Annotated in this window: 21 protein-coding genes; 6 read left to right on the forward strand and 15 right to left on the reverse strand. The window is 67.2% G+C overall.

Annotated features, from left to right (window positions below):
* Window positions 1-4 precede the first annotated feature (4 nt).
* The 3 genes from H9638_RS12000 to H9638_RS12010 are packed head-to-tail and all read right to left on the reverse strand — an operon-like array spanning window position 5 to window position 3,035.
* A complete protein-coding gene (locus H9638_RS12000; protein WP_191747604.1) occupies window positions 5-691 on the reverse strand; it encodes an HAD-IA family hydrolase in 687 nt (228 codons plus the stop codon).
* Between the two features lie 17 nt (window positions 692-708).
* Window positions 709-2,097: a xylulokinase gene (xylB, locus tag H9638_RS12005; RefSeq protein WP_191747606.1), complete on the reverse strand. Its 1,389-nt coding sequence runs from the start codon at window positions 2,095-2,097 to the stop codon at window positions 709-711.
* Window positions 2,094-3,035: a sugar-binding transcriptional regulator gene (locus tag H9638_RS12010; protein WP_191747608.1), complete on the reverse strand. Its 942-nt coding sequence runs from the start codon at window positions 3,033-3,035 to the stop codon at window positions 2,094-2,096. The genes xylB and H9638_RS12010 overlap by 4 nt, the downstream gene beginning before the upstream one ends.
* Window positions 3,036-3,198: 163 nt before the next feature.
* Between H9638_RS12010 and H9638_RS12015 the strand changes: the two genes are divergently transcribed.
* The 4 genes from H9638_RS12015 to H9638_RS12030 all read left to right on the forward strand — a co-directional run bounded on the left by H9638_RS12015 (window position 3,199) and on the right by H9638_RS12030 (window position 7,925).
* Window positions 3,199-4,239 carry an NAD(P)-dependent alcohol dehydrogenase gene (locus H9638_RS12015; protein ID WP_225217347.1) on the forward strand — a complete coding sequence of 347 codons (1,041 nt, stop codon included), beginning with the start codon at window positions 3,199-3,201 and terminating at the stop codon, window positions 4,237-4,239.
* Window positions 4,236-5,765: a sugar ABC transporter ATP-binding protein gene (locus tag H9638_RS12020; RefSeq protein ID WP_191747610.1), complete on the forward strand. Its 1,530-nt coding sequence runs from the start codon at window positions 4,236-4,238 to the stop codon at window positions 5,763-5,765. Before H9638_RS12015 ends, H9638_RS12020 begins: the two co-directional genes overlap by 4 nt.
* Complete coding sequence (locus tag H9638_RS12025; protein WP_191747611.1) at window positions 5,762-6,784, forward strand: ABC transporter permease; 1,023 nt, start codon at window positions 5,762-5,764, stop codon at window positions 6,782-6,784. Before H9638_RS12020 ends, H9638_RS12025 begins: the two co-directional genes overlap by 4 nt.
* A gap of 67 nt (window positions 6,785-6,851) precedes the next feature.
* Window positions 6,852-7,925: a substrate-binding domain-containing protein gene (locus tag H9638_RS12030; RefSeq protein ID WP_191747613.1), complete on the forward strand. Its 1,074-nt coding sequence runs from the start codon at window positions 6,852-6,854 to the stop codon at window positions 7,923-7,925.
* 233 nt (window positions 7,926-8,158) lie between these two features.
* Here the strand turns inward: H9638_RS12030 and H9638_RS12035 are convergent, their stop codons facing one another.
* The 8 genes from H9638_RS12035 to ssd form a co-directional block, all read right to left on the reverse strand.
* Window positions 8,159-8,596, reverse strand: coding sequence for an Rv3654c family TadE-like protein (locus H9638_RS12035; protein ID WP_318241864.1), 438 nt, complete (start codon window positions 8,594-8,596; stop codon window positions 8,159-8,161).
* A 161-nt stretch (window positions 8,597-8,757) separates the two neighbouring features.
* A complete protein-coding gene (locus H9638_RS12040) occupies window positions 8,758-9,078 on the reverse strand; it encodes a TadE family type IV pilus minor pilin (protein WP_318241865.1) in 321 nt (106 codons plus the stop codon).
* 98 nt (window positions 9,079-9,176) lie between these two features.
* A complete protein-coding gene (locus H9638_RS16970) occupies window positions 9,177-9,716 on the reverse strand; it encodes a DUF4244 domain-containing protein (protein WP_263599534.1) in 540 nt (179 codons plus the stop codon).
* Window positions 9,717-10,042: 326 nt separating this feature from the next.
* The gene (locus H9638_RS12050; RefSeq protein WP_318241866.1) at window positions 10,043-11,833 is read right to left on the reverse strand and encodes a tannase/feruloyl esterase family alpha/beta hydrolase; all 1,791 of its coding nucleotides are present in this window, start codon (window positions 11,831-11,833) and stop codon (window positions 10,043-10,045) included.
* A 335-nt stretch (window positions 11,834-12,168) separates the two neighbouring features.
* Window positions 12,169-12,810, reverse strand: a complete 642-nt coding sequence (locus tag H9638_RS12055) for a type II secretion system F family protein (protein WP_191747621.1) — start codon at window positions 12,808-12,810, stop codon at window positions 12,169-12,171.
* A gap of 10 nt (window positions 12,811-12,820) precedes the next feature.
* Window positions 12,821-13,708: a type II secretion system F family protein gene (locus H9638_RS12060; RefSeq protein WP_191747623.1), complete on the reverse strand. Its 888-nt coding sequence runs from the start codon at window positions 13,706-13,708 to the stop codon at window positions 12,821-12,823.
* A complete protein-coding gene (locus H9638_RS12065) occupies window positions 13,683-14,891 on the reverse strand; it encodes a TadA family conjugal transfer-associated ATPase (RefSeq protein WP_191747625.1) in 1,209 nt (402 codons plus the stop codon). The genes H9638_RS12060 and H9638_RS12065 overlap by 26 nt, the downstream gene beginning before the upstream one ends.
* 2 nt (window positions 14,892-14,893) lie before the next feature.
* A complete protein-coding gene (ssd, locus tag H9638_RS12070) occupies window positions 14,894-16,030 on the reverse strand; it encodes a septum site-determining protein Ssd (RefSeq protein ID WP_191747627.1) in 1,137 nt (378 codons plus the stop codon).
* A 466-nt stretch (window positions 16,031-16,496) separates the two neighbouring features.
* Here ssd and H9638_RS12075 point away from each other — a divergent pair, with 466 nt between their 5' ends.
* Window positions 16,497-18,197, forward strand: coding sequence for a bifunctional 3'-5' exonuclease/DNA polymerase (locus H9638_RS12075; RefSeq protein WP_318241867.1), 1,701 nt, complete (start codon window positions 16,497-16,499; stop codon window positions 18,195-18,197).
* Window positions 18,198-18,206: 9 nt separating this feature from the next.
* Here the strand turns inward: H9638_RS12075 and H9638_RS12080 are convergent, their stop codons facing one another.
* From H9638_RS12080 to H9638_RS12090, 3 genes are all read right to left on the reverse strand, one after another.
* A complete protein-coding gene (locus tag H9638_RS12080; protein WP_404799662.1) occupies window positions 18,207-18,890 on the reverse strand; it encodes an NUDIX hydrolase in 684 nt (227 codons plus the stop codon).
* Window positions 18,887-19,678 (reverse strand): endonuclease III, encoded by a 792-nt coding sequence (nth, locus tag H9638_RS12085; protein ID WP_191747912.1) that lies wholly within the window; start codon window positions 19,676-19,678, stop codon window positions 18,887-18,889. Before nth ends, H9638_RS12080 begins: the two co-directional genes overlap by 4 nt.
* A gap of 77 nt (window positions 19,679-19,755) precedes the next feature.
* Window positions 19,756-21,093 carry a hypothetical protein gene (locus H9638_RS12090; protein ID WP_191747631.1) on the reverse strand — a complete coding sequence of 446 codons (1,338 nt, stop codon included), beginning with the start codon at window positions 21,091-21,093 and terminating at the stop codon, window positions 19,756-19,758.
* Window positions 21,094-21,414: 321 nt separating this feature from the next.
* On the opposite strand from H9638_RS12090, the gene acs reads away from it, so the two are divergent.
* The gene (gene acs / locus H9638_RS12095; RefSeq protein WP_191747633.1) at window positions 21,415-23,403 is read left to right on the forward strand and encodes an acetate--CoA ligase; all 1,989 of its coding nucleotides are present in this window, start codon (window positions 21,415-21,417) and stop codon (window positions 23,401-23,403) included.
* Window positions 23,404-23,484: 81 nt separating this feature from the next.
* Here the strand turns inward: acs and H9638_RS12100 are convergent, their stop codons facing one another.
* Complete coding sequence (locus tag H9638_RS12100; RefSeq protein ID WP_191747635.1) at window positions 23,485-23,907, reverse strand: organic hydroperoxide resistance protein; 423 nt, start codon at window positions 23,905-23,907, stop codon at window positions 23,485-23,487.
* Between the last annotated feature and the right edge of the window lie 30 nt (window positions 23,908-23,937).

Genomic DNA, 23,937 nt, shown 5'->3' on the forward strand with positions numbered 1-23,937 from the left:
TTTATTACCGGTCCTGGACACCGATCAGGAGCGGTCCTCCCGGCTGGCGGGAGACGGTGAGCTGGTTCAGGGAAGCCACAACGACGTCGGCGTTCAGTGCGTCTGCAGCGTAGGTTCCGGTCACGCCCAGGGTCTGCGCGTTCGCCGACCGGCCGGCGCTCAGGCCTGCCGGAGCGTCCTCGACCACCAGGCACCGCCGGATGTCCGTTCCCAGCCGCCGGGCAGCCAGCAGAAAACCCTCGGGTGACGGCTTTCCCGTAGTTACCTGGTCCGCGGTGACCATGTGCTCCGGCCAATCCAGCCCCGCGGCCGCCATGCGTGCACGCGCCAGTTCACGGGTGCAGGAGGTCACGATGGTCCACTTCTCCGGGGGAATAGCCGCCAGGAGTGCGGGGACTCCATCTTTCTGCCGGATTCCGCGGGTGTCTTCGATTTCCAGGCGGGTGATCAGCTCAAGTGCTTCGGCCCGGCGGGGTTCGTCCACCAGTTGATTGACCAGAGTCTGCGCCGTCAGGCCATGGGCGGTATGCCGGTAGCCCGCGATCCCCATACGTTCGCCCCAGAAGGTCCAGGCACGTTCGGTGGCGACAGTGGAGTCAATGAGCGTGCCGTCGAGGTCAAAGAGGACGGCGTCGACGTCGAACGTCCCGGCGGATTCCTGCAGCAGTCGTGTGTGGGCTCGATCAGTCATGGGTTCCTTCGGACCGTTCACAGTCCATATGCGGCGATGCGGGACGCCGTGAAGCGTCCCCGGACCTCGGCTGCCCAGGAGGCACCGGTTGGTTCATGGGTTTCCTCCGTGGAGCGGGTCCACGTTGGTGGTTCCGGCTCCCCGCTCAGGGCCCACGCCGCCTGGCGGGCTGCCCCCAGCGCCACGTATTCCGCGGGGGCAGGAATGACAACCTCGGCGTTGAAGATCTCCGCCGCGGCCCGGCGGACGGAGCGGGACATGGAACCTCCGCCGATCAGCACGATGCGTTCGCAGGCCACCCCCTGCGCGCGGAGCCGGTCCAGTGCGTCCGAGAGTGTGCAGAGCAGGCCCAGGACCGAGGCCCGGGCAAGGTTTTCCGGCGTCAGGTTCGCCCGGGTCAGCCCCGTCATCGTCCCGGTCGCGTGCGGGAGGTCAGGGGTCCGCTCGCCGTCCAGGTACGGGATGAGGGTCAGTCCACCGGCGTCCGGGGCACCCGCTGAGGCAAGGTCATCGAACGCGTCGAGGTCAACGTTGAGGAGCCGGGCACTGGCGGCCAGGGTGCGGGCAGCGTTGATCGTGGCCAGCAGCGGCAGGTTGTTGCCGGCCGCGTCCGCGAATCCCGCCACAGCGCCGCTGGGATCCTGGATGCGGGCGGCCGACGGCGCAAACACAGTGCCGCTGGTCCCGATGCTGACGACCACTTCACCCGGCGTCAGGCCCAGTCCCAGCGCCGCACCGGCGTTGTCTCCACAGCCTGCTGCGAGGAGGGCACCCGAGGCGGTTTTACCCGCTGTCGCGCTCGGGGCCAGAACGCGCGGCAGCTCGGGCACCCGGCCGAAGGCCAGCTCCAGGATGTCCTTGCGGTAGCGGCCTTCGGGAACCGAATAGTAGCCCGTCCCCGAGGCGTCGCTGCGGTCGGTGGTCGCCTCCTCCGGACGGCCGGCGAGCCGCCAGGTCAGCCAGTCGTGCGGAAGCAGTACCTGGTGCACCCGGTCGGCGAGCTCAGGGTGGTTTTGGGCGAGCCAGGCGAGTTTGGTGACCGTGAATGACGGAACCGGAACAATACCGATTTCCCGTGCCCAGGCCTCGGGCCCCAGGGCTTCCCTGAGCTCCTTGGCCTGTGCGGACGAACGGGTGTCGTTCCACAGCAGGGCGTCGTGAACCGGTGCGCCGCTGCTGTCCAGGGCAACCATGCCGTGCTGCTGCGCGCTGACAGACACCGCGGCCACGTTCTCCAAGCGTCCCTGCGACTGCAGGGCCTCCCACCAGAACTCCGGGTCGATGCTCGTCCCGTCGGGGTGGGGAGCCGAGGTCTTGCTGAGGATCTCGCCTGTCTCGGCATCCACGTGCAGCACCTTCGTGCTTTGGGTCGATGAGTCAATACCGGCGACGACAGTGCGGGTCATGGGTTCTCCAACAGTCGGTAGGCAAGGGTGGAATCGGTGACCAGCGAGTCGATGAGTCCTGATTTCAGCGCGGCGCGGACGGCGTCATGCTTCAGCGCGCCGCCGGCGACGCCGATCACCTCCGGGATCCGCCGCAGCTCGCCGTCGTCAATGGCCACGCAGCGGGCCTGGATATCGTTGACTACTTTTCCCTCACGGTCGATCAGGATTGAGCCGATGTCGGCCTGGACGCCGCTGTCCAGAAGTGCGGCGTGGTCCTCGGCGGTGATGGCCGGGTTGTCGAAGAACTGCGAATCGGCCGGCGCCCAGCTGCCGATCGCCACGAGGGCGAGGGTGACCTTGGAATACTGCCCCATGGTCTGCTGCACGTCGTGCTGGCGGCGGATGGCTGCGGCGGCTTCCGGGTCGGACGCGACGATGGGCGCATACAGGGTCCAGCCGCGTGACCTGGCAGCCTCGGCCACCCGCCGGATGACTTCCACCCCGGTGGCCTGGACCGGCCCGGCGACACCGGCCAGCTGGACTACTTCACAGCCGGGCAGCGAGTCCAGGGAATCGGCAAGCCGGCCCAGGGTCCGGCCGGCCGTCATGCCGATGACGTCCTCCGGAGCGGCCAGCTCGGTCAGCAGGTCCGCGCCGACCTTGCCGAGCTCCTCCTGCACGGCTTCCGACGCATCTGTGGGAGTCCGCACCACAACAGCACGCTTGAGTCCGTAACGCCGCTGCAGTTTCAGGGAGGATTCCACGTCCACGGGGCCGGGTACCGAAATATCGAACGTGACGATCCCCGACTTGACCGCGTCGTCGAGGAGCCGGCCGACCTTGAAGCGGCTCAGTCCCAGTTCTTCTGCAATTTCGACGCGTGTTTTGCCGGCTATGTAATGTTCGCGGGCGATGTGAGCCAGCCGAACCAGCTCGTCGGGGCCAATGGGTGCCAAAAACGTCTCCTTGCAGGGGGCGGGCTTCCACCATAGCGTACCGTGCTCACATGAGCATGCTGATTGCACAAGTGAGAAAACTTCGTGCATACTTGTGGCTGTCGTCACGGCGCATCTCTGCTCAGCGGGAAGCCCGTTGAAGCAACCATGAGAAGGAATCCCCATGCGCGAACTACTTCCAACGCAGATGCGTGCCAGCGTCCTGCGCCGCGCCGGCGACATCGTCGTCGAGTCGCGTCCCGTCCCCCAGCCCGCAGCTGATGAGGTGCTGATCCGCGTTGGTGCGGTCGGGATCTGCGGCTCCGATGTGCACTATTTCAAGGAAGGCCGGATCGGTGACTTCGTCGTCGAGTCCCCCCTGGTCCTGGGGCATGAAGCGGGTGGCACCATCGTGGCTGTTGGCTCGGACGTTGACGGGTCCAGGGTCGGAGAAAGGGTCTCGATCGAGCCCCAGCGTCCCTCCCCGACGAGCCGGCAAAGCCTCGCCGGTGCCTACAACCTCTGCCCGCACATGGAGTTTTACGCAACCCCGCCAATTGACGGAGCATTTGCCGAGTACGTCACCATCCAGTCCCACTTCGCCTTCCGGATCCCGGACTCCGTCAGCGAGGACGCCGCAGCACTGATGGAACCGCTGTCAGTGGGCATCGCCGCTGCCCGCAAGGCCGGCATCACGGCCGGATCACGGGTGCTGGTCACCGGGGCCGGGCCAATCGGCATCATCGCCCTGCAGGTCGCACGGGCCTTCGGCGCCACCGAGGTGATCGTCAGCGACGTCGATCCCGAACGCCGCGCCCAGGCCCTGAAATTCGGTGCAGACCGTGCGCTGGACGCCATCGCTGACGATGCCGAGCTGCGGACTTTGGGTGTGAATGCCCTGCTCGAATGCTCCGGCGCCACCCCTGCCGTCCTGGCTGGACTGGAGGCCCTCGCACCCGCCGGCACCGCAGTGCTGATCGGCATGGGCGCAGACGAGATCGCTTTCCCGGTTCCGCTGATTCAGAACCGCGAGCTCGTTGTGACAGGGATTTTCCGCTACGCCAACACCTGGCCCACGGCCATCGACCTGGTGAGCACCGGCCGGGTGGACCTGGATTCCCTGGTTACCGGCACCTATGGTCTCGACCAGGTTGAAGAAGCCCTCCGGGTCTCCACGGCCTCCACCAGCTTGAAGACCATGATCCGGCCGGGAAGCGCCTCATGAACGCCGGTTCAGGAGCCCTGGAATGCGTTGACATCCGCAAGGGGTTTGCGGGAGTTCCAGTTCTCAAGGGCATCACGCTCACCCTCGAACCCGGAACCGTGACCGCCCTCGCCGGAGAAAACGGTGCGGGCAAGTCCACGCTGATGAAGATCGCTTCCGGCCAGTACCGGGCGGACAGCGGCAGCGTCAGCGTCGCCGGGGAGCACCTGCCCGTCGGAAACCCACAGGCCGCCAACCAGCTCGGGGTGGCCATCGTGCCCCAGGAACTGGCCTCGATCCCGGACATGAGCGTTTACGAGAACCTGTTCATCGGACGGGAACTGCGCCGCGGCGGGTTCCTGCGCCGCCGGGCCATGAAATCCGAGGCCCGCGCCATGCTGGCGAAGTTTGGCCTGGATATTTCACCGGAGATCCAGATGGGCTCGCTGCCCGTCGGTGTCCGCCAGATCATCGAAATAGCCAAGGCAACCACGCGCGGAGCGAAGGTCCTCCTGCTGGATGAGCCCACCAGCGCCATCGCGGAAAAGGAAGTAGCCCGGCTGGCTGCGGTTGTCCGTCAACTGCGTGCCGAGGGTGTGGCGCTGCTCTTCACCACCCACAAGATGGAAGAGATCCGGGCCATGTCGGACCGCGTGATCGTGCTCCGGGACGGGAACCTCGTCGCGGACAGCCCCATCGGGGAGGTCACCGACGATGACATTGTCCGCGCGATGATTGGCCGTGAGCTTGAGGACCTGTTCCCCGAGATCCATCCGCACGGCAGCGAAGTCCTGCTCGAAGCCACCGACCTGCGGGTGGGTGACCGGAGCCCGGTGAACCTCTCCGTACGCCGCGGCGAGATCCTTGGACTGGCTGGCCTGGTCGGCGCCGGACGCACCGAGCTGCTCGAGACGATCTTCGGTATGCGCGCCCGCACTTCCGGAACCGTCGCTGTCTCAGGCACCAAGGTCCGGGCAGGTAACCCGGCCGCCTCCATCGTGGCCGGCATGGCTCTGGTCCCCGAGGACCGCAAGGGTGCCGGCGCCGTGATGGGTATGTCCATCCTGGACAACACAACCCTTCCGCGCATCTCGGCCTTCTCCACCGCGGGCTGGCTGCACCGGCGATCACGCCAGCAGACCGCCGCCGAGGTCATGGACTCCCTGCGGCTTCGCCGCCGCACCCTGAACCAGCCGGTGGAAACACTGTCCGGGGGAAACCAGCAAAAGGTTGTCCTGGGGCGCTGGCTGACCGGAAACGTCGATGTGCTGCTGCTCGACGAGCCGACCCGCGGCGTCGACGTCGGTGCGCGCAACGAGATCTACCGGATCATCACCGACCTCGCGCAGTCCGGCATGGCCGTGGTGATGGCCTCCTCCGACATGCCGGAGATCCTCTCATTGACCCACCGGACCCTGGTGATGCGCGACGGCGGTTTCGCAGCCGAACTCTCGCGGGAGGAACTGGCCCATCCCGACGTTCAAGACCGCATATTCAGACTCGCCTCCGGGCAGGAAGCCCACTCCGAGAAGGACCACAGCAAATGACGACGACTAAACCGGCTCCCCAAAGCGGTCAGGCAGAAACAGCACGGCCTGCCGCCCTGGGACCCGCGCGCTTCAGCGGACCCTGGATCAAGCAGCTGCTCATCGACCACGCCATGGTTGTTGTTATGGTGCTGGTGATCTGCTTCTTCCTGTACCGCAGCGCGCGTTTCGGCACTCCGGAGAACCTTGCGACGATCCTCATCGCTGCGGCACCGTTTGCGTTGATCGCGCTTGGGCAGACCCTGGTGATCCTGACCGGAGGCATCGACCTCTCCGTCGGCAGTGTCATCGCGGCCAGCGCCATGGCCGGAGCACTCACGGCTAAATCGAACCCCGACCAGGTGTGGCTGGCCCTGCTGGTCGCCGTCGCCGTCGGCCTGCTGGCGGGCGTGATCAACGGCCTGGTGGTCGCGTACATGAAGGTTCCGCCTTTTATTGCCACGCTGGGCATGATGACGCTGGCCTCGGGTATTGCCTACGTGATCGGCAACGGAGCGCCCATTAACGGCCTGCCCAACAGCTTCGGCAGCTTTGCGAACACGGAGATCCTTGGGGTCAAGATCCCGGTGATCCTCATGATCGTCAGCATCATCGGCCTTGGCGTGATCATGAAGCGTACATCCTACGGCATGCGGGTCTACGCCGTGGGCGGGAACCGCCTGGCCGCCGAAATTGCCGGCGTCAACAGCTCCCGGATCCTGCTCAGCGTTTATGCCATCAGCGGTGTGCTCGCCGGGCTCTCGGGAATCATGATCGCTTCCCGGGTGATCTCCGGCGCTCCGAACCTGGGCTCCGGCTACGAACTCGACGCGATCGCCGCCGTCGTCATTGGCGGAGCATCGCTGATGGGCGGCCGCGGAAGCATCTGGGGAACAGCGCTTGGCCTGCTGCTCATCCAGACCCTCAACAACGGGTTCGACCTGCTGGTTGTCCCTGCCTACTGGCAGGACGTTATGAAGGGCATCCTGATTGTCGCGGCCGTGGCCGTCGATGTCTGGGCGTCCAAGCACCGCAAATAGCGGCTCCCTCCCTCTTCCATCCCCCCCACCTATTCATCAGCCCAACCCACTATCAGGAGTGTCAACGATGATCCGTCCTCTGCAAAAACTCGCCACCAGCATCGCCGCTGTGGGAGTTTTCTCGCTCGTCCTTACCGGCTGCGGTGCCGGTGACCCGAATGCCGCGTCCGGTGCCACCGATGCCGGCGGCGAGCAGCTCACCATCGGTGTGAGCGTTTACGACATGTCCTCCTTCGTCACGCAGGGCAAGGAAGGCATCGACGCATACGCTGCGGCCAATAACGTGAAGATCCTCTGGAACTCCGCCAACCTGGACGTCAACACCCAGGCCAACCAGGTGGACCAGTTCGTCAACCAGGGCGTTGACGCGATCCTCGTGAACCCGGTCCAGGCGGGCTCGCTGCAGCCCCAGGTCGCCGCGGCCAAGGCCGCGGGGATTCCCTTCGTGGACGTCAACGCGTCCCTGAAGAACGATGATCTTGACGGCTCGGTGCAGCCCGACGACGTCGCAGCCGGCGCGCAGGAAGCCCAGATGATGATGGACAAGCTGGGCGGCAAGGGCAACGTGGTGATCCTGCAGGGTCCGCTGGGCGGCTCCGGTGAGATCGACCGCGGCGCGGGAATCGACTCTGTCCTGGCGCAGTACCCGGACGTGAAGGTGCTGGCGAAGGACACGGCCAACTGGAAGCGCGACGAGGCCGTCAACAAGATGAACAACTGGATCTCAGCCTTCGGCGCCGACATCGACGGCGTTATTTCCCAGAACGATGACATGGGCCTGGGTGCCCTCCAGGCCTTGAAGGAAGCCGGGATCACGGATGTCCCGATCGTCGGTATCGACGGCATCGAGGACGGCCTGAACGCGGTCAAGAACGGCGACTTCATTGGAACCTCGCTGCAGCACGGCACGGTGGAAATGGCGGCCGGGCTGGCCGTGGCCATCAAACTCGCCAAGGGTGAGGACGTCGACGCCAAGCCTGTCTACATGATGCCGGCCATCACCACGGAGAACGTGGAGGACGCCATGAAGAACGTGGTGACCGAACGTGACGCATTCCTGGATCGTCTGCCCGCTCTCATCGACGAGAACCTGGCCTCCGGCAACGTGGCCTATGAGGGTCTGCCCGGCCAGGAGCAGTAACCACTGGATCTCCCCCTACAGCAGTTGGCGGTTGCCGGATGATTCCGGCAGCCGCCAATTCGTTTTCCAGAGCGGTTAAAGTCCCCTGGAACGATCTGCTTCCCGGTTCCGGCGGGGCAGAACGATTCGAATCCGTTCCGCTGCGGGGTTTCCTGCATCGACGAGCTGGGCTTTGTTGGTTGGTGCTTGTCGGTGTTGGGTTTCCCGTGTTTTTCCAGTTGCCGGTGTTGTTGCTAACCGGGCGGCCCGGCCCGCGCGCGGGCCGAGGACGGCCAGGGCAGTAGTCTTCCGGCACTTGAGGCGACTTCCACGGTGATGGAGCGGGTTCCCGTGTCCGGGGCACACGAGATAAGTTCTGCTCCGTTCCGGGCGACGACCTCCGCAGCGACTGTGCACGGGTCCCCGGCCCTAAGCGCCCGGACAGCGTCTGCACCGGCGAGCGCCGCCAGATCTGCGGCAGCACCAGCACGCGCCGCTCCTACCGTGGCCTGGGCCAAAACCAGCAGTGCCAGGAGCAGCGTGATCACGGCCAGGCAGAGACCCAGGCTCAGAACGGTCCCGGATCCCTCATCCCGCCGCAGCTGGCCAGGGTTCCACCCGGCGCGGGTCCGGCGGAACGTACCGGCTGCTGGGATGCCAGGCGCCTCCTTTGGCTGGCCTTGGGCTACCACGGTGCACTTCCTTTCCGCGTACCGGAGCAGCCGGACTCCGGAGCGTCGGTTCCGGGGCATCGGTTCCGGGGCATCGGCGGGGCTCTGCGTTTTCCCTGCTGTTTTGGGCCTTTTCCTGCGCGGCGCAGGGAGGTCTTCGCCAGACTGCTTCCCCAGCACATCTAAGGCGGCTGTTCGGGAAGCGCAACGGCCTGCGCCGTGAGGGTGATCGGGAGGTGTTCAAGCAGCGGAGCGCTGAGCGGGGACTCGACCTGGACCGTGACCCACTCCCCCTCCGTCCTCAGCTCAAGTCCGGCGCGTGGTCCTGCCAGCCGGGCAACAGTATCCCCGGCAGCAGCGGCCTCGCCGCGCATGACCTGCCTGGCTGCGGCGCTGGCCGCTTCTTCCAGCCGCAGCTGGGTGACCCCCGCTGCGGCTCCGGTCAGCAGCCCGGCCAGCAGGACCACCACGGCGGGCAGGGCCACAGCTAGCTCGGCCGTCACCGCCCCCAGTTCCTCGGGAGATTGGCTGGGGCCGGCACCGCGGGCGGACCGGTGCAGCGCCGGCTGCAGCATCCTTCCGCTGCGGCAGGACCGCCGGATCACCCGAAACTCAGGGCTCCACGGATGAGTGCCAGAAGCAGCTCCCGGACATCACCGCTGCTCAGCACCGCCACCAGCAGGGCGGCGAAGGCCACGGCGGCCAGCGTTGCGATCGCGTACTCGGCTGTCGCCATGCCCGCCTGGCGCTCCTGCCGGGAGACGGCTACCCGCTGCCGGGGACGGAGCGGAATGACCGGAGCAAGCGGTGAGTGTTCTGATGGACGCTGGTCTTCCGTGGAGCCGCAGTCATCGATGGCTCTGATTTCACCCCGCGCTTCACCCCGGGCTTCGACCCGGGCTCCGGCGCTGAGACCAGCTCTGAGTCCGGCCGGGGCTCCAGTCCTGACACCGGCCCCGGTGCCTGCCCCGGCACCTGCGTCCAGTCTGGTGCCGGTGCCGGTGCCGGCCAGGGTACCGGGCCCTCCCGCCGAACAGTTGCAGGCGGACTGGGCGCAGCATGGTTCCTCCGCCGCGCCGGGAACGCCTGGCTCGGGGGCTGCTGTATGCGGCGAAGCGGGTTCAAACGGCAGGGACAACATGGAGGGCTCCTTTGGTCGATTCGTATCCTGCGCCGGAGGAGTCTGGGAGCTCCTCCGGCGTGGGATCGATTCTGGCCCTTTTTCCCTGCCCGCGAACGGGCAGGAACAGCGCTCTGGATAACGGTCCGGCTCCAGTCGGTTGTGGAGGACAAGCGGGCCAGAGCGTGGGGCAGGAAGCAGGGACCCAGGAACAGCGTTGCTGCCGCAGGGCAAACCACCTTCTGCTGCCGGACAGCGGGCTCCGGCCCTCGCGCGGACGCGGGGCCGGAGCAGTGAATCAGGGGCGCTAGACCGTTGGCCCAGGCCCAGTGCCCCGCGCCCACCCGCTAGGGGCGCCCGTTTCCGTTTCCGTTTCCGTTTCCGTTTCCGTTCCCGTTCCCGTTCCCGTTCCCGTTTCCGTTCCCGTTCCCGTTGCCGTTCCCGTTCCCGTTCCCGTTGCCATTGCCGTTCCCGCTCTCGCATTTGAAGCTGTCGGCACTTTCCGGATCGCCCTTCTTGTACTGCGCAATGAGCGGGTACACGCAGAGCGGCCTGGAGCGGTCGGCTGACCAGCTGGCAGGGATCTCCGGGTTCACGCCGCCGGGGTTGCCGGCACCACGGGCCGTGGCATCCATACGGTCGGGTGCCACTCCTCTTTCAACCCAGTTGACCAACGCCCCGAGTCCGTCGAACTGGTCCGTGGCAGGGCCGCCGCGGACGTGGCCCATGCCCGGCACCTCGAAGTAGCGGACGAATTCGCCGGCCTTTTTCTTGTAGCGGCTGTCAACAGACCGGTACCAGGCGGCCGTGTCATCAGAAGAAAAGACGCCGTCGGCAGCTCCATGGACAACGATCATCTTGGCTCCGCGGCCGCGGAGCGTATCGAGCTGCGTCGGGTTCGGCGGCGTCATAAAGGACATGGCGCTCTCGGTGTAGACGCCGTCCGTCGCGAAGATCTGCGGGGCCTGGATGTCGACGTCGTAATTCAGTGCGTAGCCGAGAGTGTCGTCCAGCATGCTGACATCCTCCGGCGGGGCAGAGAAGATAAAGCCCACTGCCACCGGGTCGCGGTTGCGGTCGATCGAACTCGTGAACTTCCAGCTGGCCCATCCCGGCGATACGATCCCCGGGTCAAGCGGGAACGAACTGTACAGTTCTTCGCCCGCGCTGTTGCGGGCCCCGGCGAAGACGGCCGCGATGACCTTCTTCTGTTCGGCAGTGAGGCACGTTCCGTCCCGTACCGGAGCGCACGTCGGCACGTCCCGGTTGATGGAGAAGACGTCCTGGCAACCGTCGATGTTCTGCACCATGCCGTCCTTCAGCCGGTCCAGTCCGTCGCACCTGGCGATGATTGCATCGGCAACGAGCTGACGCTCCACGGCCGGGAACGCCGTTTCCAAGTCAGCGGGTCCTGTCACAGGCGTGGCGGCAGCCACACTCGCCCATTGCTGCGCTCCCCACAGCTGCGCCACGGCGGCCTGAGGAAGATTGAACCCCGGGGCGACGGCCAGGAACCCGTCATACTCCTGCGCGTAGCGGGTGGAGGCGACCATGGCGTGGCGGCCGCCGTTGGAACCGCCGGCGATGTAGGACCGGTCGGGCCCGCGGCCGTAGGCTGCGCTGATCAGTTCCTTCGCCATGGGGGTCAGTGTCCCCACTGCTTGGTAGCCGTAGTCCAGGCGGGCCTGCGGGTCGAGTCCGAACAACGGGTTCTGCGCTCCGCTGTGGCCGGCATCCGAGCTCAGCACCGCGAAGCCCATTTGCAGGCCGTTCTCCAGCTGGCCGCCAGTGATCGCGCCAACGGCAGGGGCAACCCGGCCATCGGTTCCGCCATTGGCCTGGTAGAGGTAGCGGCCGCTCCAGTCCGCCGGCAGGCGCATCTCGAACCCGATCGCGTATTTCTGCCCGTCGACAGGACTAATGCGTTCGTTCATCTGTCCCAGGACCAGACAATGCTCACCCACAGGGGTTCCTGCATTTGTCAGTTCGCCAGCGGGAACGATTTCCGCCCGCGCAATGGTGGTTGTGCCGTAGTCAAAGGACGTCAGGCCGGTGCATTCCTCCAGGGACCCTGGTTGCGCTGCCGACAGCTGCGGGATCTTTTTTGACGTCTCGGGCTGCGCCGCAGAAGCGGACACCAACCCCGTTGTCAGCGTGAGGGCGGCGAGCGCCGCAGCGTATACAAGGCGGCGCGGGTGTCTGCCGCCGTAAGGGGCCGGCAAAGCCCCCCTGAACCTGGTGATCATGTCCATCCCTCCATTGGGTTTCGATGAGCAGCTTCACCCGTCACGGACGCACCGTGCCAAGCCACCCGGTGCGTCGTTGCACCCGGTCGATGTCATCCTTGCCCAAACTAGGATGCATTGTTGAGGTTGGCAATAGTCAAGTACCTCAAACGTTGTGACCTGCCCCAAATACCGCGTACCCCAAGCAGCGCGGCCCCTGGGTCCTTGGCCTGCACAACCGTGGCGCTTCAGAACGACGGCAGGAGCGCGAGAAGCAGCGGAACCACCGTCAGGCAGATAAAAGCCGGAAGCGCACACAGGCCAAGGGGCAGCACCAGGTGAATACCGAGCGCTGCCGCGCGGCGCTCAGCTTCCCTGGCACGGCTGCGCCGGATCTGCTCGGCCTGTGCATGCAGGACGGCCGCGGAGGGAGCGCCGCTGGAGGCCGCAAAAGCCAAGGCGCTGCGGAGCGTGTCCGCAGCTGCCCCGATCTGCGGCGCCTCTTTGCGCAGCGCCCCGGGGCTGCTGCCGCGGACCAGTGCCCAGGCGTCCGGCCAATCCGAGCCCAGCTCGAGGGCGGTGACCACACTGACAAGCATCCGCGCCAGGTGCGGATCGACTGATTCACTGAGGATGCACAGGGCGACGGGCAGCGGTCTGCCGGACACCAGGATGGCTGCAACCAGGTCCAGCATCAGGGCAGGGTCGCTGATGCCCCCGCCCTCACTGCTGGCAGCTCCGGCCGCCCCGGCTTCTCCGGACGAGCCAGCACTCTTCTCGCGGACGCCGGATCGGAGGCTGCCACGTTGTGCCGCTGCCGGGTACGAGCATGGCCTGCAGAGAATCCAGGCGGCCGCACCAAGCAGCACAGCCACTACCGCGCCGGTCATAATCCTGGTCTCATGCCGGATCCGGACCGGCTGCCCGGCGGACCAGAAGCCTGGTCCAGAACCCCGCGGCGAGGGCCAACCCGGTGCCTGCAGCCGCCGCGCTCCACCCCAGAGGTGTCTGGGTAAGCACGGCCAGGGGATCGGCACCGAGCGCATATCCCATTCCGAGCCCGGCGACGGGCAGCCAGGTCAGTACACGGACGGTCGCTTTGGGCCCGGACAGAGCCGTTGCCCTGGCCGCCCGGGCATCCAGGACAGCCTCCAGCCCATGGGCATACCGCTCCAGGATCCCAGCCAGCGGTGCACCGCTGCGTTCGGAGGAATGTACGCAGGCGGCAAGGTCATTCCAAACCATCGCTTCAAGGCTCCGGGCGGAGAGAGCTGCCTCCCGCAACAGGGGTACCGGGCTGAGGCCAAGACCAGCCGCTCGGGCTGCGGCCTCGAGGATCGCCGCTTCCCCCGCCCCGCCCACAGTCCCGTTGCCGTGCGCGCCAGTGCCTTCCCGGCTCAGCTGTGCCGCATCAGCCCACAGTTCGCCCGGTGTCCGGCCTGCTTTCAACAGCCCGGCCAGCTGATGCACCAGCAGCGGGAACCGGTGCAGCTCCTCCTCCCGGTTTCCCGGCTTGAACCTCGACGCCGGTGCCCGCATCGCGCGGGCCGAACCGTCAGGTGAACCCGTCGACCGCAGCGGACCTGGCTGGGCTTTCGCCCCGGGTGGAGGATCCCGGTGCGGAGGCAGGGTCCTCAGTTGGCTCCGGTGCCCGCCTAGAACTATCAGCCAGGCTGCTGCGAGAAGAATGCCGACCAGTCCCCCGGTCATCGCGCCCGGCCCAGCCCACAGCCCCTGGACTGCCCGTCCGGCCGGCCCGGTATCACCGGCTTCCTGCCCGGAGTCCAAGCCGTTCCTGCAGCTGTTCCCAGCCGCGGTGCCGGATCATTCCTGTCGGTCCCAGGGAGAGCGCGGTCACCGCCGCAAGTTCCCCGTCGTTTTGGGACAGGACTGCTATCTCCGTTACCGTGCGCCCGGCCGCAGAACGCTCCAAATGCACCACCGCGTCGAGCGCTCCCGCCGCCTGCAGGGCCAGGGCCCGGCCGCTCATTCCCGCGAGCGCCCCCAGCGCTGCCAGGCGTGCCGGAACGGTGGACGCGGAATTCGCGTGGATGGTTCCGCCGGCACCGTCATGCCCCGTGTTCATCGCGGCCAGCAGCTCTCGCACTTCCGCACCCCGGCATTCCCCCACCACCAGCCGGTCCGGACGCATCCGCATGGCCTGGCGCACCAGATCGGCCAGCTCCACTGACCCGGCACGCTCGATGTTGCTGTGCCGGGTTTGCAGGCCGACCACGTGGGGATGCGCCGGATCCAGTTCAGCGGCATCTTCGATCAGTACCAGGCGTTCGGCCGGATCGCACAGGGAGAGCAGGGAGGACAACAGGGTGGTTTTTCCTGTGCCGGTGGCGCCGCTGATAAGGAAGTTCAGCCGCCCCTTCACCATTTCCCGAAGGACATCTGCACAGCCCTTTTCCAGCATGCCGCCGGCTTCGAGCTCATCGAGCCGGAAGCTGCGCGGAGCCCGCAGTCGAATGGACAACAGGGTCGATCCGGTGGAAACCGGCGGCAGGACCGCATGCACGCGGTACCCGTTCAGCTGCACATCCGCGCAGGGGCAGGAATCATCCAGCCGCCGCCCACCGGCGGCGATCAGCCTGACCGCCATAGCCTGGACATCGGCATCGCTGGTGAACCGGACACCGGTCCGTTCGAGGCCCTGCCCGCTGTCCGTCCATACCTGGTTGGGTCCGTTGACCAGGATGTCGGTGACCCCCGCCTGCAACAGCAGCGGCTGCAGCGGACCGAGCCCCTGCAGATCTGCCCGAACCCGGTCCACGGCCCGCATTCCGCCTTCAGAGCCGAGCAGCCGGCCGCTGGAGAACACGGCTTCTGCCAGTGTGGCTCCGGTAACCGGGGCGCCGCCGGACAGGACGTCTGCCCGGACCTGCTCAACAAGTTCCCTTCCTCCTTGTTCCGACCTGTAGCGTCCGGCCGCACCGTTCCTGGCGTGTCTGCCGCTGCCGCCCATGTTCACGGCACCCCCGGCAGAACCGGTTCAATTTCCCGGAGAATCCGGACCAGGGCGGAACGCAGCCTTCGCCGCCGCAGCTCCAGGATCCTTCCATGGTCAGTGGCCGGGCTGAGTGCGCGCACGCACGGCACGTAGCCGGCCAGCCGCATGCCAACCAGCTCGGAGACACGGACTTCGTCCAGCCCCTCACCGAGCGGCCCCCGGACAACGGCAAGGGTTTCCGGGGGATCAGTGCGGAGGGACGTCCACCAGGACCGGGCAGCCAGCAGCAGCTGCGCCCGGCCTGCCAGGACAGCGAGCACTACGTCGCACTGGGCCAGTGCCGGTGACCGGGCCCCCGGACAGGCTCCGAGGTCCAGGAAAGTCTGGTCGAAACCCGCCCGCGCGGCCTGCAGGACCGACGGGAGCACCTCGCGGTCAAGGCCGGGAGGCGGCGGCTCCCCCGCCGGATGTGTCAGCAGGGAGAATCCGCCCGCCGTGGGCAGGGCTGAAACCAGCTGGGCGGGGTTCACCGTTCCCCTGACGTCGGCAAGGTCCTTCCAGCGCAGACCCGCCGAGGCGCCCGCCCCCAGCCTGTGTTCAAGGCCAGCGCCGGAGGGATCAGCGTCCGCCAGCAGGACACTGCAGCCCTGGGCTGCCGCTTCCTGCGCAAGCAGGCACGCCAGAGTCGATCCGCCCGAACCGCCGAAGGTGCCCGCCACGCCGATGACGGAGCCGGTTGGCGAGTTCCTCCGTGCCAGGTACTCCGCCAGCCAGGCCCCGCCATCCGGAAGAACCACAACCCGATCCACGGAGCAGCGTGCCGCATGGGTCCAGGGCCGGTCGGACTCAAATCCGATGCAGATGGTTTCGATTCCCCGCAGCGCTCCCAGCGATTGCCCGTCGCGGGCCAGTCCGTCCGCAGCGATGAGCACTATCCCGCACGGATACCGCACGGCCTCGGCAAGGTCCTCAGCAAGAATCAGTTCCACGCCTGCTGCCACGGCTATCCGTGCCGCCTCGTCCTGCAGCCGTTGTTCTCCCGGTCTGACCAGCACCAGGGAATCCGTCCCCGCGCTTTCCCCTCCCTTGGTCGTCGGCAACAGGGAAGCACCTCGCCGCTGCCGTTCCGGGAGCCAAAGCACGGTGTCTGTCATGCGTTCAATCTGCCCGGCCGGGGCCGGCTCGTCAGCCGCACCGGCAGGACCTGTGCGCCCGGACGGGGCGTTAGGCGCCTCAAAGCGACCTTGTGGAGGAACAGTGTCCATGCCGGGGCACTTCCAGTGCACGGAAGCGGGCCTGCCCATCGTCCGATCCCCGATGCTGCTTTGTCTGGTGCTGCTGCGGCTCGGGTGTGCAGATACGGCGGGGTGGTCAGCCATCCAGCGCGTTGGGTGCGCAGGTATGGTGGCCAAATCGGCGGGCAAGTCGCCAGACCTGCACATCCAACGGCCCGGGGGCCCGCCGCAAGCCGCCGGCAAGGCGTCGAGCTGCAGCCCCGCCACACCCGCCCTACCCGCCGGAACCCTGCCCCGCACCATTGAGGACAGAACCTGTCCGCAGTCCCGGTACGCGCCGGGGATTTGGTCCGGCAGCCACCGGCGGACAGGCGAGAATGGGAAGGTGTACATCCTCCTCGCGCCGGCCACCCCGGATTCCTGGGTCATGCAGCCGACGGACGGCAACGGAATACCATCCGCACCCGCCGCCGTCGTCCCCGGAACTGCACTGCGGCAGGCCGTAGCGGCCGCGGAACAGCAGCAGGTGCGCTGGGTCTGGAACCGCAGCCGGGAAACCTACGGCGCCCTGCTCCAGGCGGGAATCAGCGTGGAGCGCAGCCACGATCTCAGCCTGGTACGCGATATCCTGCGCCACTCCGAGTCCGCCGCCGCTACGCCCTATCTTGAGCGGCTCCGGGCCGAGGCCGCGGCACCGGACCCGGATCCCGCCCCGCGGCAGCTGCTGCCGTTGCAGCCCTCCCCGGACCAGGGATCCTTGTTCGAAGGCATCGACGGGTTCGATGGACAGCCCGGCCCGAAGCGGACTGTCCCGGTGGAAGATCTGGCCGCTGAGCTCCAGGAGCAGCTGGCCGCCGTCGCCGGCTCCCCGGAACGCCGACGGCTGGGCCTGCTCCTGGCCGCTGAATCCGCCGGCGGGCTGGTCGCCGCCGAAATGGAGCACGCCGGCATCCCGTGGCGCCGCGATCTGCACGAGGCCATGCTTGAGGCAGAGCTGGGCCCCCGCCCGCCGGAAGGCCAGCGGCCGGCAAAGCTGGACGCCCTGGCTGCTGAGCTGCGGCACAAACTCGGCAATCCCACCTTCAACCCTGATTCGCCGCAGGAACTGCTGCGTGCCCTGCACCGGGCCGGGATTGAAGTCCGAACTACCCGGACCTGGGAGCTGCAGGAGCACCAGCACCCGGCGATCGAGCCGCTGCTTCGCTACAAAAAGCTCTCCCGGCTGCTCTCAGCCAACGGCTGGGCCTGGCTGGACGAGTGGGTGGACGGCGGACGGTTCCGCACCGAATATGTGGTCGGCGGTGTGGTGTCCGGGCGCTGGTCCTCCCGCGGCGGAGGCGCACTGCAGATCCCCAAGAACGTTCGCGATGCGGTGCGCGCGGACCCCGGCTGCAAGCTCCTGGTCGCCGACGCCGCGCAGCTGGAGCCGCGGGTGCTGGCCGCCCTGGGCCAGGACAGCACGCTGGCCGCCGCGGCCCGCGGTAAGGACCTCTACCAGGGAATCGCGGACCAGGGCTTCAACGGAGACCGCTCGCTGGCGAAGATCGCGATGCTCGGCGCGATGTACGGGGCCACCAGCGGCGAGGCCGGCCGGCTGATGCCGGTGCTGACAAGGACTTATCCGCGGGCCATCGACGTCGTTGAACGGGCGGCCCGCGCGGGCGAGGCCGGGAAGACGGTTTCCACCCACCTCGGCCGCAGCACTCCCCCGGAAACCGAAGCCTGGTTCCGTTCCCAGCAGTCCGCGTCCGCGGAGGAGCAGCGCCGGGCAGATAACCTGGCCCGGTCCCGCGGGCGGTTTACCCGGAACTTTGTGGTTCAGGGGACGGCGGCGGAGTGGGCCACCTGCTGGCTGGCGGGGATACGACGCCGGCTGCGGGCAGCGTCGCGCACCGCACCCGCCGGCCAGCTGGTGTTTTTCCTGCACGACGAAGTGATGCTGCATGTTCCCGCGGAGCGCGCCGAAGAGGCCGCTGCGATCGTGGAAGCTGCTGCGGCAGAGGCCACGGAGCTGCTCTTCGGAAAGATACCGCTGGAATTCCCGGTGGTCGCCACCGTGGTCGATTCCTACGCGGAGGCGAAGTAGCCTCGTCAGCTAGAAGTCCGGGACCATTTCCCGCGAGCTGTCCCAGGGCAGGGTCCAGCCCAGCTGGTTGAACAGGCTGTCGATGATCAGGGCGGTAAAGCCCCAAACCACCACCCCGTTTACCAGGAACGCCGGGCCCCGGTGCTCCTGCCCGCCGCGGGCCACCACCGTCGTGCGGCGGTTCGCCGGATTCAGCAGGTCCGCCACGGGCACCCGGAAGACGGACGCCGATTCTGCTTCGTCGACGACGTCCACCGGGGTCGGACGGTCCCACCAGCCCAGGACCGGCGTGACCAGGAAGTTGGTCACGGGGATGCCCACTTGGGGCAGCGTGCCCAGGATCCGGACCCCGGAGGGATCCAGGCCCGTCTCTTCGTTGGCTTCCCGCAGCGCTGCGGCCACCGGACCGGCGTCGGCTTCGTCCACGCCTCCGCCGGGAAAGGCGATCTGCCCGGGATGCGAGTTGAGCGTGGCCGCCCGTTCCACGAACAGCAGATCAAGGTCATCGGGCACCGCGGCGCCATGGAAATCCGCTGGATTCTCGTCCAGCACACCAAACAGGATCAGGACAGCAGCCTGCCGGGCGCGGGCCGGATCAACCGCGCGGGTCATAAAACGCAGATCCGCGCTAAAGCTCTCCTGTCTCTCCGTTACCAGCGCACCGAAGGCTTCCAGCTGGGCCTGCGCGCTCACGCTTCGAGGCCGTAACCGGCGGCGCGCAGCTCAGCCCGCGTCTCCGAGGCCATCATCCGGGCCAGCAGTTCTTCCCGCCCGGGCGCCAGCTCATACTTGAGCAGCTTCCGTGCCTTCTCCGGATCGGTCTCGCCTTCGCCGAAGGACGGGCACAGCTGCGCGACGGCGCAGACGCCGCAGGCCGGCTTTTTGGCGTGGCACACCCGGCGGCCGTGGAAAACGACCCGGTTGGACAGCGGCGTCCAGTCCTTGGGCTCAAAGAGCTCCGCCACGTCCTGTTCAACCTTCACCGGGTCCTTGGACGTGGTCCAGCCGAAGCGCCTGGAAAGCCGCAGGAAATGGGTGTCCACGGTGATACCGGGAACCCCAAAGGCGTTGCCCAGCACCACGTTGGCGGTCTTGCGCCCAACACCCGCCAGCTTCACCAGGTCCTCGAGTTTGTCCGGCACCTCGCCGTCGTAATCATCGACGATCTGGGTAGCCAGCTTTTTGATGGCCGCGGACTTGGCCCGGAAGAATCCCGTGGGCCGGATCAGTTCCTGCAGCTCGGCCTCGTCCGCTTCCGCCAGTGCCTTCGCATTGGGGTACCTGGCGAAGAGGACAGGCGTGACGGCGTTGACCCGTACATCGGTGGTCTGCGCCGAGAGCACCGTGGCGATGAGCAGCTCGAACGCGTTCGTGAAATCCAGCTCGGCGACCGCGTAGGGGTAGAGCTCCCCGAGGCGCCGGTTGATCTTCCGGGCCCGGCGTTTCAAGGCCAGCAGGGAGGCATCGTTGCCGGTTGCCATGGAGTTCGTGTCCTTCACAGTCAGCGATGCCCCGGTGGGCCTCCGCAGCGGAGCGCTCACCGGGGCATCGAAAGGATTTAGTGCCCCGAGCTGTCGTCGCTGACGCGCTCGATGTTGGTGAGGTCGCGCAGCACACCGATGCGGCCGGTGCGCTTGTCCTGGACCAGGAATTCGTGGCCGCGGTCCTCCAGCCCCAGTTCCCAGTCGCCCGGGTAGAACATGAACAGCGGCAGTCCGGTCCGCTCGTCAACAATCTGGCGCGGAGTCCCGACGGCGAACCAGAAGGCCTCCACCACGTTCTCATTCTCTTCGCGGGTGGCGGAAATGGATTCCTGTGCCTGGGTGGCAGGCTGGCTGGACGACGGCGTACCGGACGCTACGGCGGGGTTCACCGTAGTGGCGGGCAGGGCGTCTTCCCCAGCCGGTGTCCGGGAGTCGGCCGCAGGTTTCTGCGAAGCGGCATCCGACGGCGATGCGGCGGCGGGGCCGCCGGCACCCGGTGCCGCAGGGGTTTCCGCAGCGCGTGCTCCTGCGCCGGTTGTGGGAGCCGCTCCGGTCTCGCCGGTTGCTCCGGCAGCTGTCCCGGCGGCAGCACCCGCAGCGCCTGCGGCACCCGCGGCAGCGGCCACACCGGCGGCGCCGGTTGCCGCGGTGCGCGGCTGGTCAGTTCCGGCCTGGGCAGGCCGTCCGGTGTTGAACGCGGCCTGGCCCTGCTCCCGTGCCTCCGGTCCGGCGGGCGCGGCACCGGGCTGACCGGCACCTGCCTGGGCAGCTCCAGCCGGGTTGCGGCCGAACCTGCCGGCGGCAGCCGGGGCAGCGGGCGTCCCCGCCGCGGGACCCTCGGGCTTGGGAGCCGGGGCGGGCTTAGGCGCGCGGTGCAGCGGGAGGGCATCCCGGGCCACCGGGTGTGCCGGAACTTCTGTGCGGCCCTTGAACTCTTCAGAGAAGGGAGGGATGTGCGGCGCGAAGGTCGTTGCCGACACCAGCGCCACAGAGCCGATCAAGCCAATCAGCGATCCAATGCTGAAGACGTAGACCAGCTGCAGGAAGAAGAAGATGACAGCCAGCACGGCTATCACGGAGGCGAACTGGTCCACGGACAGCGACCCGATGCGCAGCTTCATGTCCGGGGACAGGCGCCGGGCAATAAACAGGCCCGCGGCGAGCAGGGGCATGATGATGCCGATACCAACGTAGAAGAGGCTGAAGGCCGTCCACAGGTTCAGTCCGCTGCCGATGGTGAAGGGCAGCACGCTGCCCACCAGCATCACCAGGACGGCTGAGCCCACCACGATGTCACGCAGCCCGAACGGACCGGCGACGGCCTGCTGCCGGCTACCCTCTGCCGGGGCCTGCAGCGGTGCTGGCGCATTCACGTCTGTGCTGGCCTCGTTCTCGACATGGGGTTGGTTCATTCTGGTCTCCGTTCCGACAGCAGCCAACCGGAAGGCGGGTGCGCCGACCGTGCAGGGCACCGCATGCGCAGGGCCACAAGCGGATTGCTTTCAGTCACAGCCTAGTCAACGCCGGCTGGACAGACTACCCGGATCACGTCTCCGGCGGCCTGCGGAGGCTACCGCTTACCGCATAATTACCCCGCTTGACGGAGCCCGATGTGAGCGGTGCCACAACATCGTTCCGCCCGCGTTAGGGTTGGGACAACATCCGAATAACCCCCGCCGGCCGGGCGCCAGCCCGGCCCAAGGCCGGGTTCGAGCCAATCGAAAGGGTCCGCGATGTCTGATCAGCAACCGGTCAAACAGCATGGTGACGCGCTGGAGAACCTGTACCATGAGCACCGCAGTTTTCCGCCGAGCGCAGAATTTTCCGCAGCCGCCGTGGCACAGCCTGAACTGTATAAGGAAGCTGCCGCCGAAGGTCCGGAGTTCTGGGCTAAACAGGCGCGGCAGCTATTGACCTGGGACGAGGACTTCACCCAGACCCTGGACTGGACGGATGCCCCGTTCGCCAAGTGGTTTGTGGGCGGGAAACTTAACGCCTCCTACAACGCCCTGGACCGGCATGTGGAAGAGGGCCGCGGGGACCGCGTCGCCATCTATTTCGAGGGCGAACCGGGCGACACCCGCACGTACACCTACGCGGAACTCACCGAAGAGGTCAAGAAGGCCGCCAACGCCTTCGAATCCCTGGGCGTGAGCAAGGGCGACCGGGTGGCCGTTTACCTGCCGATGATTCCTGAAGCTGTCATCACCATGCTGGCCTGCGCCCGGATCGGCGCCGTCCATTCCGTGGTCTTTGGCGGTTTCTCCGCTGATGCCCTGCGCAGCCGAATCGACGACGCCGAGGCCAAGCTGGTAGTCACAGCTGACGGTTCCTACCGGCGCGGCAAGCCGAGCCTGCTGAAGCCAGCGGTGGATGAGTCGCTGCTGAAGGACGGGCACACGGTGGGCCACGTCGTCGTCGTCAAGCGCAACGGCGAGCCGGTGGGGTGGACCGAGGGCCGCGATGTGTGGTGGGACGACGTCGTCTCCTCCGCGAGCGCCGAGCACACCGCCGTGCCGCACGATTCCGAGCACCCGCTGTTCATTCTCTACACCTCCGGCACCACCGGAAAGCCCAAGGGCATCCTGCACACCACCGGCGGCTACCTGACGCAGACCGCGTTCACCCACCGGGCAACCTTCGACCTCAAGCCGGAGAGCGACGTGTACTGGTGCACGGCGGACATCGGCTGGGTCACCGGCCACAGCTACGTCACGTACGCCCCGCTGATCAACGGCGCCACCCAGCTGATGTATGAGGGCACCCCGGACACCCCGCACCAGGGCCGCTGGTGGGAACTCGTGGAGAAGTACAAGGTCAGCATCCTCTACACGGCGCCGACGGCGATCCGCACGTGCATGAAGTGGGGCCGGGACATTCCGGGGAAGTTCAACCTGGATTCCATCCGCGTGCTCGGTTCCGTGGGCGAGCCCATCAATCCCGAGGCCTGGATGTGGTACCGCACAGTCATTGGCGCCAACGGCGGAAAGAAAGAGATCCCGGCTCCGATCGTCGACACCTGGTGGCAGACCGAAACCGGCGCCCACATGATCACTCCGCTGCCCGGCGTCACGGCCACCAAACCCGGTTCCGCCCAAGTGGCGGTGCCGGGCATCTCGGTGGACGTCGTGGATGAAATGGGCGAATCCGTTCCGGACGGTTCCGGCGGTTTCCTGGTGGTCCGCGAGCCCTGGCCCGCCATGCTGCGGGGCATCTGGGGAGATCCGGAGCGGTTCAAGGAGACCTACTGGTCGCGTTTCGACAACATGTACTTCGCCGGCGACGGTGCCAAGAAGGACGAGGACGGAGACATCTGGCTGCTCGGCCGGGTGGATGACGTGATGAACGTGTCCGGCCACCGGCTCTCCACCACGGAGATCGAATCGGCCCTCGTCAGCCATCCTTCGGTGGCGGAGGCCGCCGTCGTCGGCGCCACGGACGAAACCACGGGCGAGGCCGTGGTCGCGTTCGTGATCCTGCGCGGCAGTGCCAAGGACGACGACGATATCGTCACGACCCTGCGCAACCATGTGGGCAAGGAGATCGGCCCGATCGCCAAGCCGCGGCACATCCTGGTGGTGCCGGAGCTGCCCAAGACCCGTTCCGGCAAGATCATGCGGCGTCTGCTCAAGGATGTGGCCGAAGGCCGCGAACCGGGCGATTCGAGCACGCTGGCGGACAACACGGTGATGTCCCAGATCGCGGAGTCGCTGCGCAAGTAGTCTCCGCCCTGCGCACAACGCAACGGTGCCCTCTTCCCAGCAGGGAAGGGGGCACCGTTGCGTCGTGGGTCGAAAGGCAGGTCAGCCGACGACGGCGTCCACCTCCACCTTGATGTTTCCCCGCGTGGCGTTGGAGTAGGGGCACACCTGGTGGGCTTCCTCAACGAGCTTGTCTGCCATGGCCTGCTCGACGCCGGACATCTCAGCGTGCAGGGCCACGGCGAGCTGGAAGCCGCCCTCCTCAGTGGGGCTGATGCTTACTTCCGCAGTCACGGCACTGTCACTGATGGTCACCTTCGCGCGGCGTGCAACCAGCTTCAGCGCGGAGTGGAAGCAGGCAGCGTAGCCGACGGCGAACAGCTGCTCCGGATTGGTTGCACCCCCTGCTCCGCCCATTTCCTTCGGCACGGCCAGGTCCACCTCGAGCAGCCCGTCACTGGTGCGGGCCGCGCCGTCCCGGCCCTCGCCGGTGGCGGTGGCAACTGCTGTGTAAAGGGCGCTCATGGAAACTCCTCGGGTAGGAAATGGCTTGCG

The organism is Arthrobacter pullicola, assembly GCF_014836875.1.
GTDB classification, from domain to species: Bacteria; Actinomycetota; Actinomycetes; order Actinomycetales; family Micrococcaceae; genus Arthrobacter_B; species Arthrobacter_B pullicola.

Excerpts from the sequence above, each read along its gene's own strand:
- H9638_RS12030 (WP_191747613.1), top strand. The coding sequence starts at position 6,852 with ATGATCCGTCCTCTGCAAAAACTCGCCACCAGCATCGCCGCTGTGGGA.
- nth (WP_191747912.1), bottom strand. The coding sequence starts at position 19,678 with ATGGCAACCGGCAACGATGCCTCCCTGCTGGCCTTGAAACGCCGGGCC.
- H9638_RS16970 (WP_263599534.1), bottom strand. The coding sequence starts at position 9,716 with ATGTTGTCCCTGCCGTTTGAACCCGCTTCGCCGCATACAGCAGCCCCC.
- H9638_RS12065 (WP_191747625.1), bottom strand. The coding sequence starts at position 14,891 with ATGGGCGGCAGCGGCAGACACGCCAGGAACGGTGCGGCCGGACGCTAC.
- ssd (WP_191747627.1), bottom strand. The coding sequence starts at position 16,030 with ATGACAGACACCGTGCTTTGGCTCCCGGAACGGCAGCGGCGAGGTGCT.
- acs (WP_191747633.1), top strand. The coding sequence starts at position 21,415 with ATGTCTGATCAGCAACCGGTCAAACAGCATGGTGACGCGCTGGAGAAC.
- H9638_RS12025 (WP_191747611.1), top strand. The coding sequence starts at position 5,762 with ATGACGACGACTAAACCGGCTCCCCAAAGCGGTCAGGCAGAAACAGCA.
- H9638_RS12090 (WP_191747631.1), bottom strand. The coding sequence starts at position 21,093 with ATGAACCAACCCCATGTCGAGAACGAGGCCAGCACAGACGTGAATGCG.
- xylB (WP_191747606.1), bottom strand. The coding sequence starts at position 2,097 with ATGACCCGCACTGTCGTCGCCGGTATTGACTCATCGACCCAAAGCACG.
- H9638_RS12100 (WP_191747635.1), bottom strand. The coding sequence starts at position 23,907 with ATGAGCGCCCTTTACACAGCAGTTGCCACCGCCACCGGCGAGGGCCGG.
- H9638_RS12020 (WP_191747610.1), top strand. The coding sequence starts at position 4,236 with ATGAACGCCGGTTCAGGAGCCCTGGAATGCGTTGACATCCGCAAGGGG.
- H9638_RS12000 (WP_191747604.1), bottom strand. The coding sequence starts at position 691 with ATGACTGATCGAGCCCACACACGACTGCTGCAGGAATCCGCCGGGACG.
- H9638_RS12055 (WP_191747621.1), bottom strand. The coding sequence starts at position 12,810 with ATGACCGGCGCGGTAGTGGCTGTGCTGCTTGGTGCGGCCGCCTGGATT.
- H9638_RS12015 (WP_225217347.1), top strand. The coding sequence starts at position 3,199 with ATGCGCGAACTACTTCCAACGCAGATGCGTGCCAGCGTCCTGCGCCGC.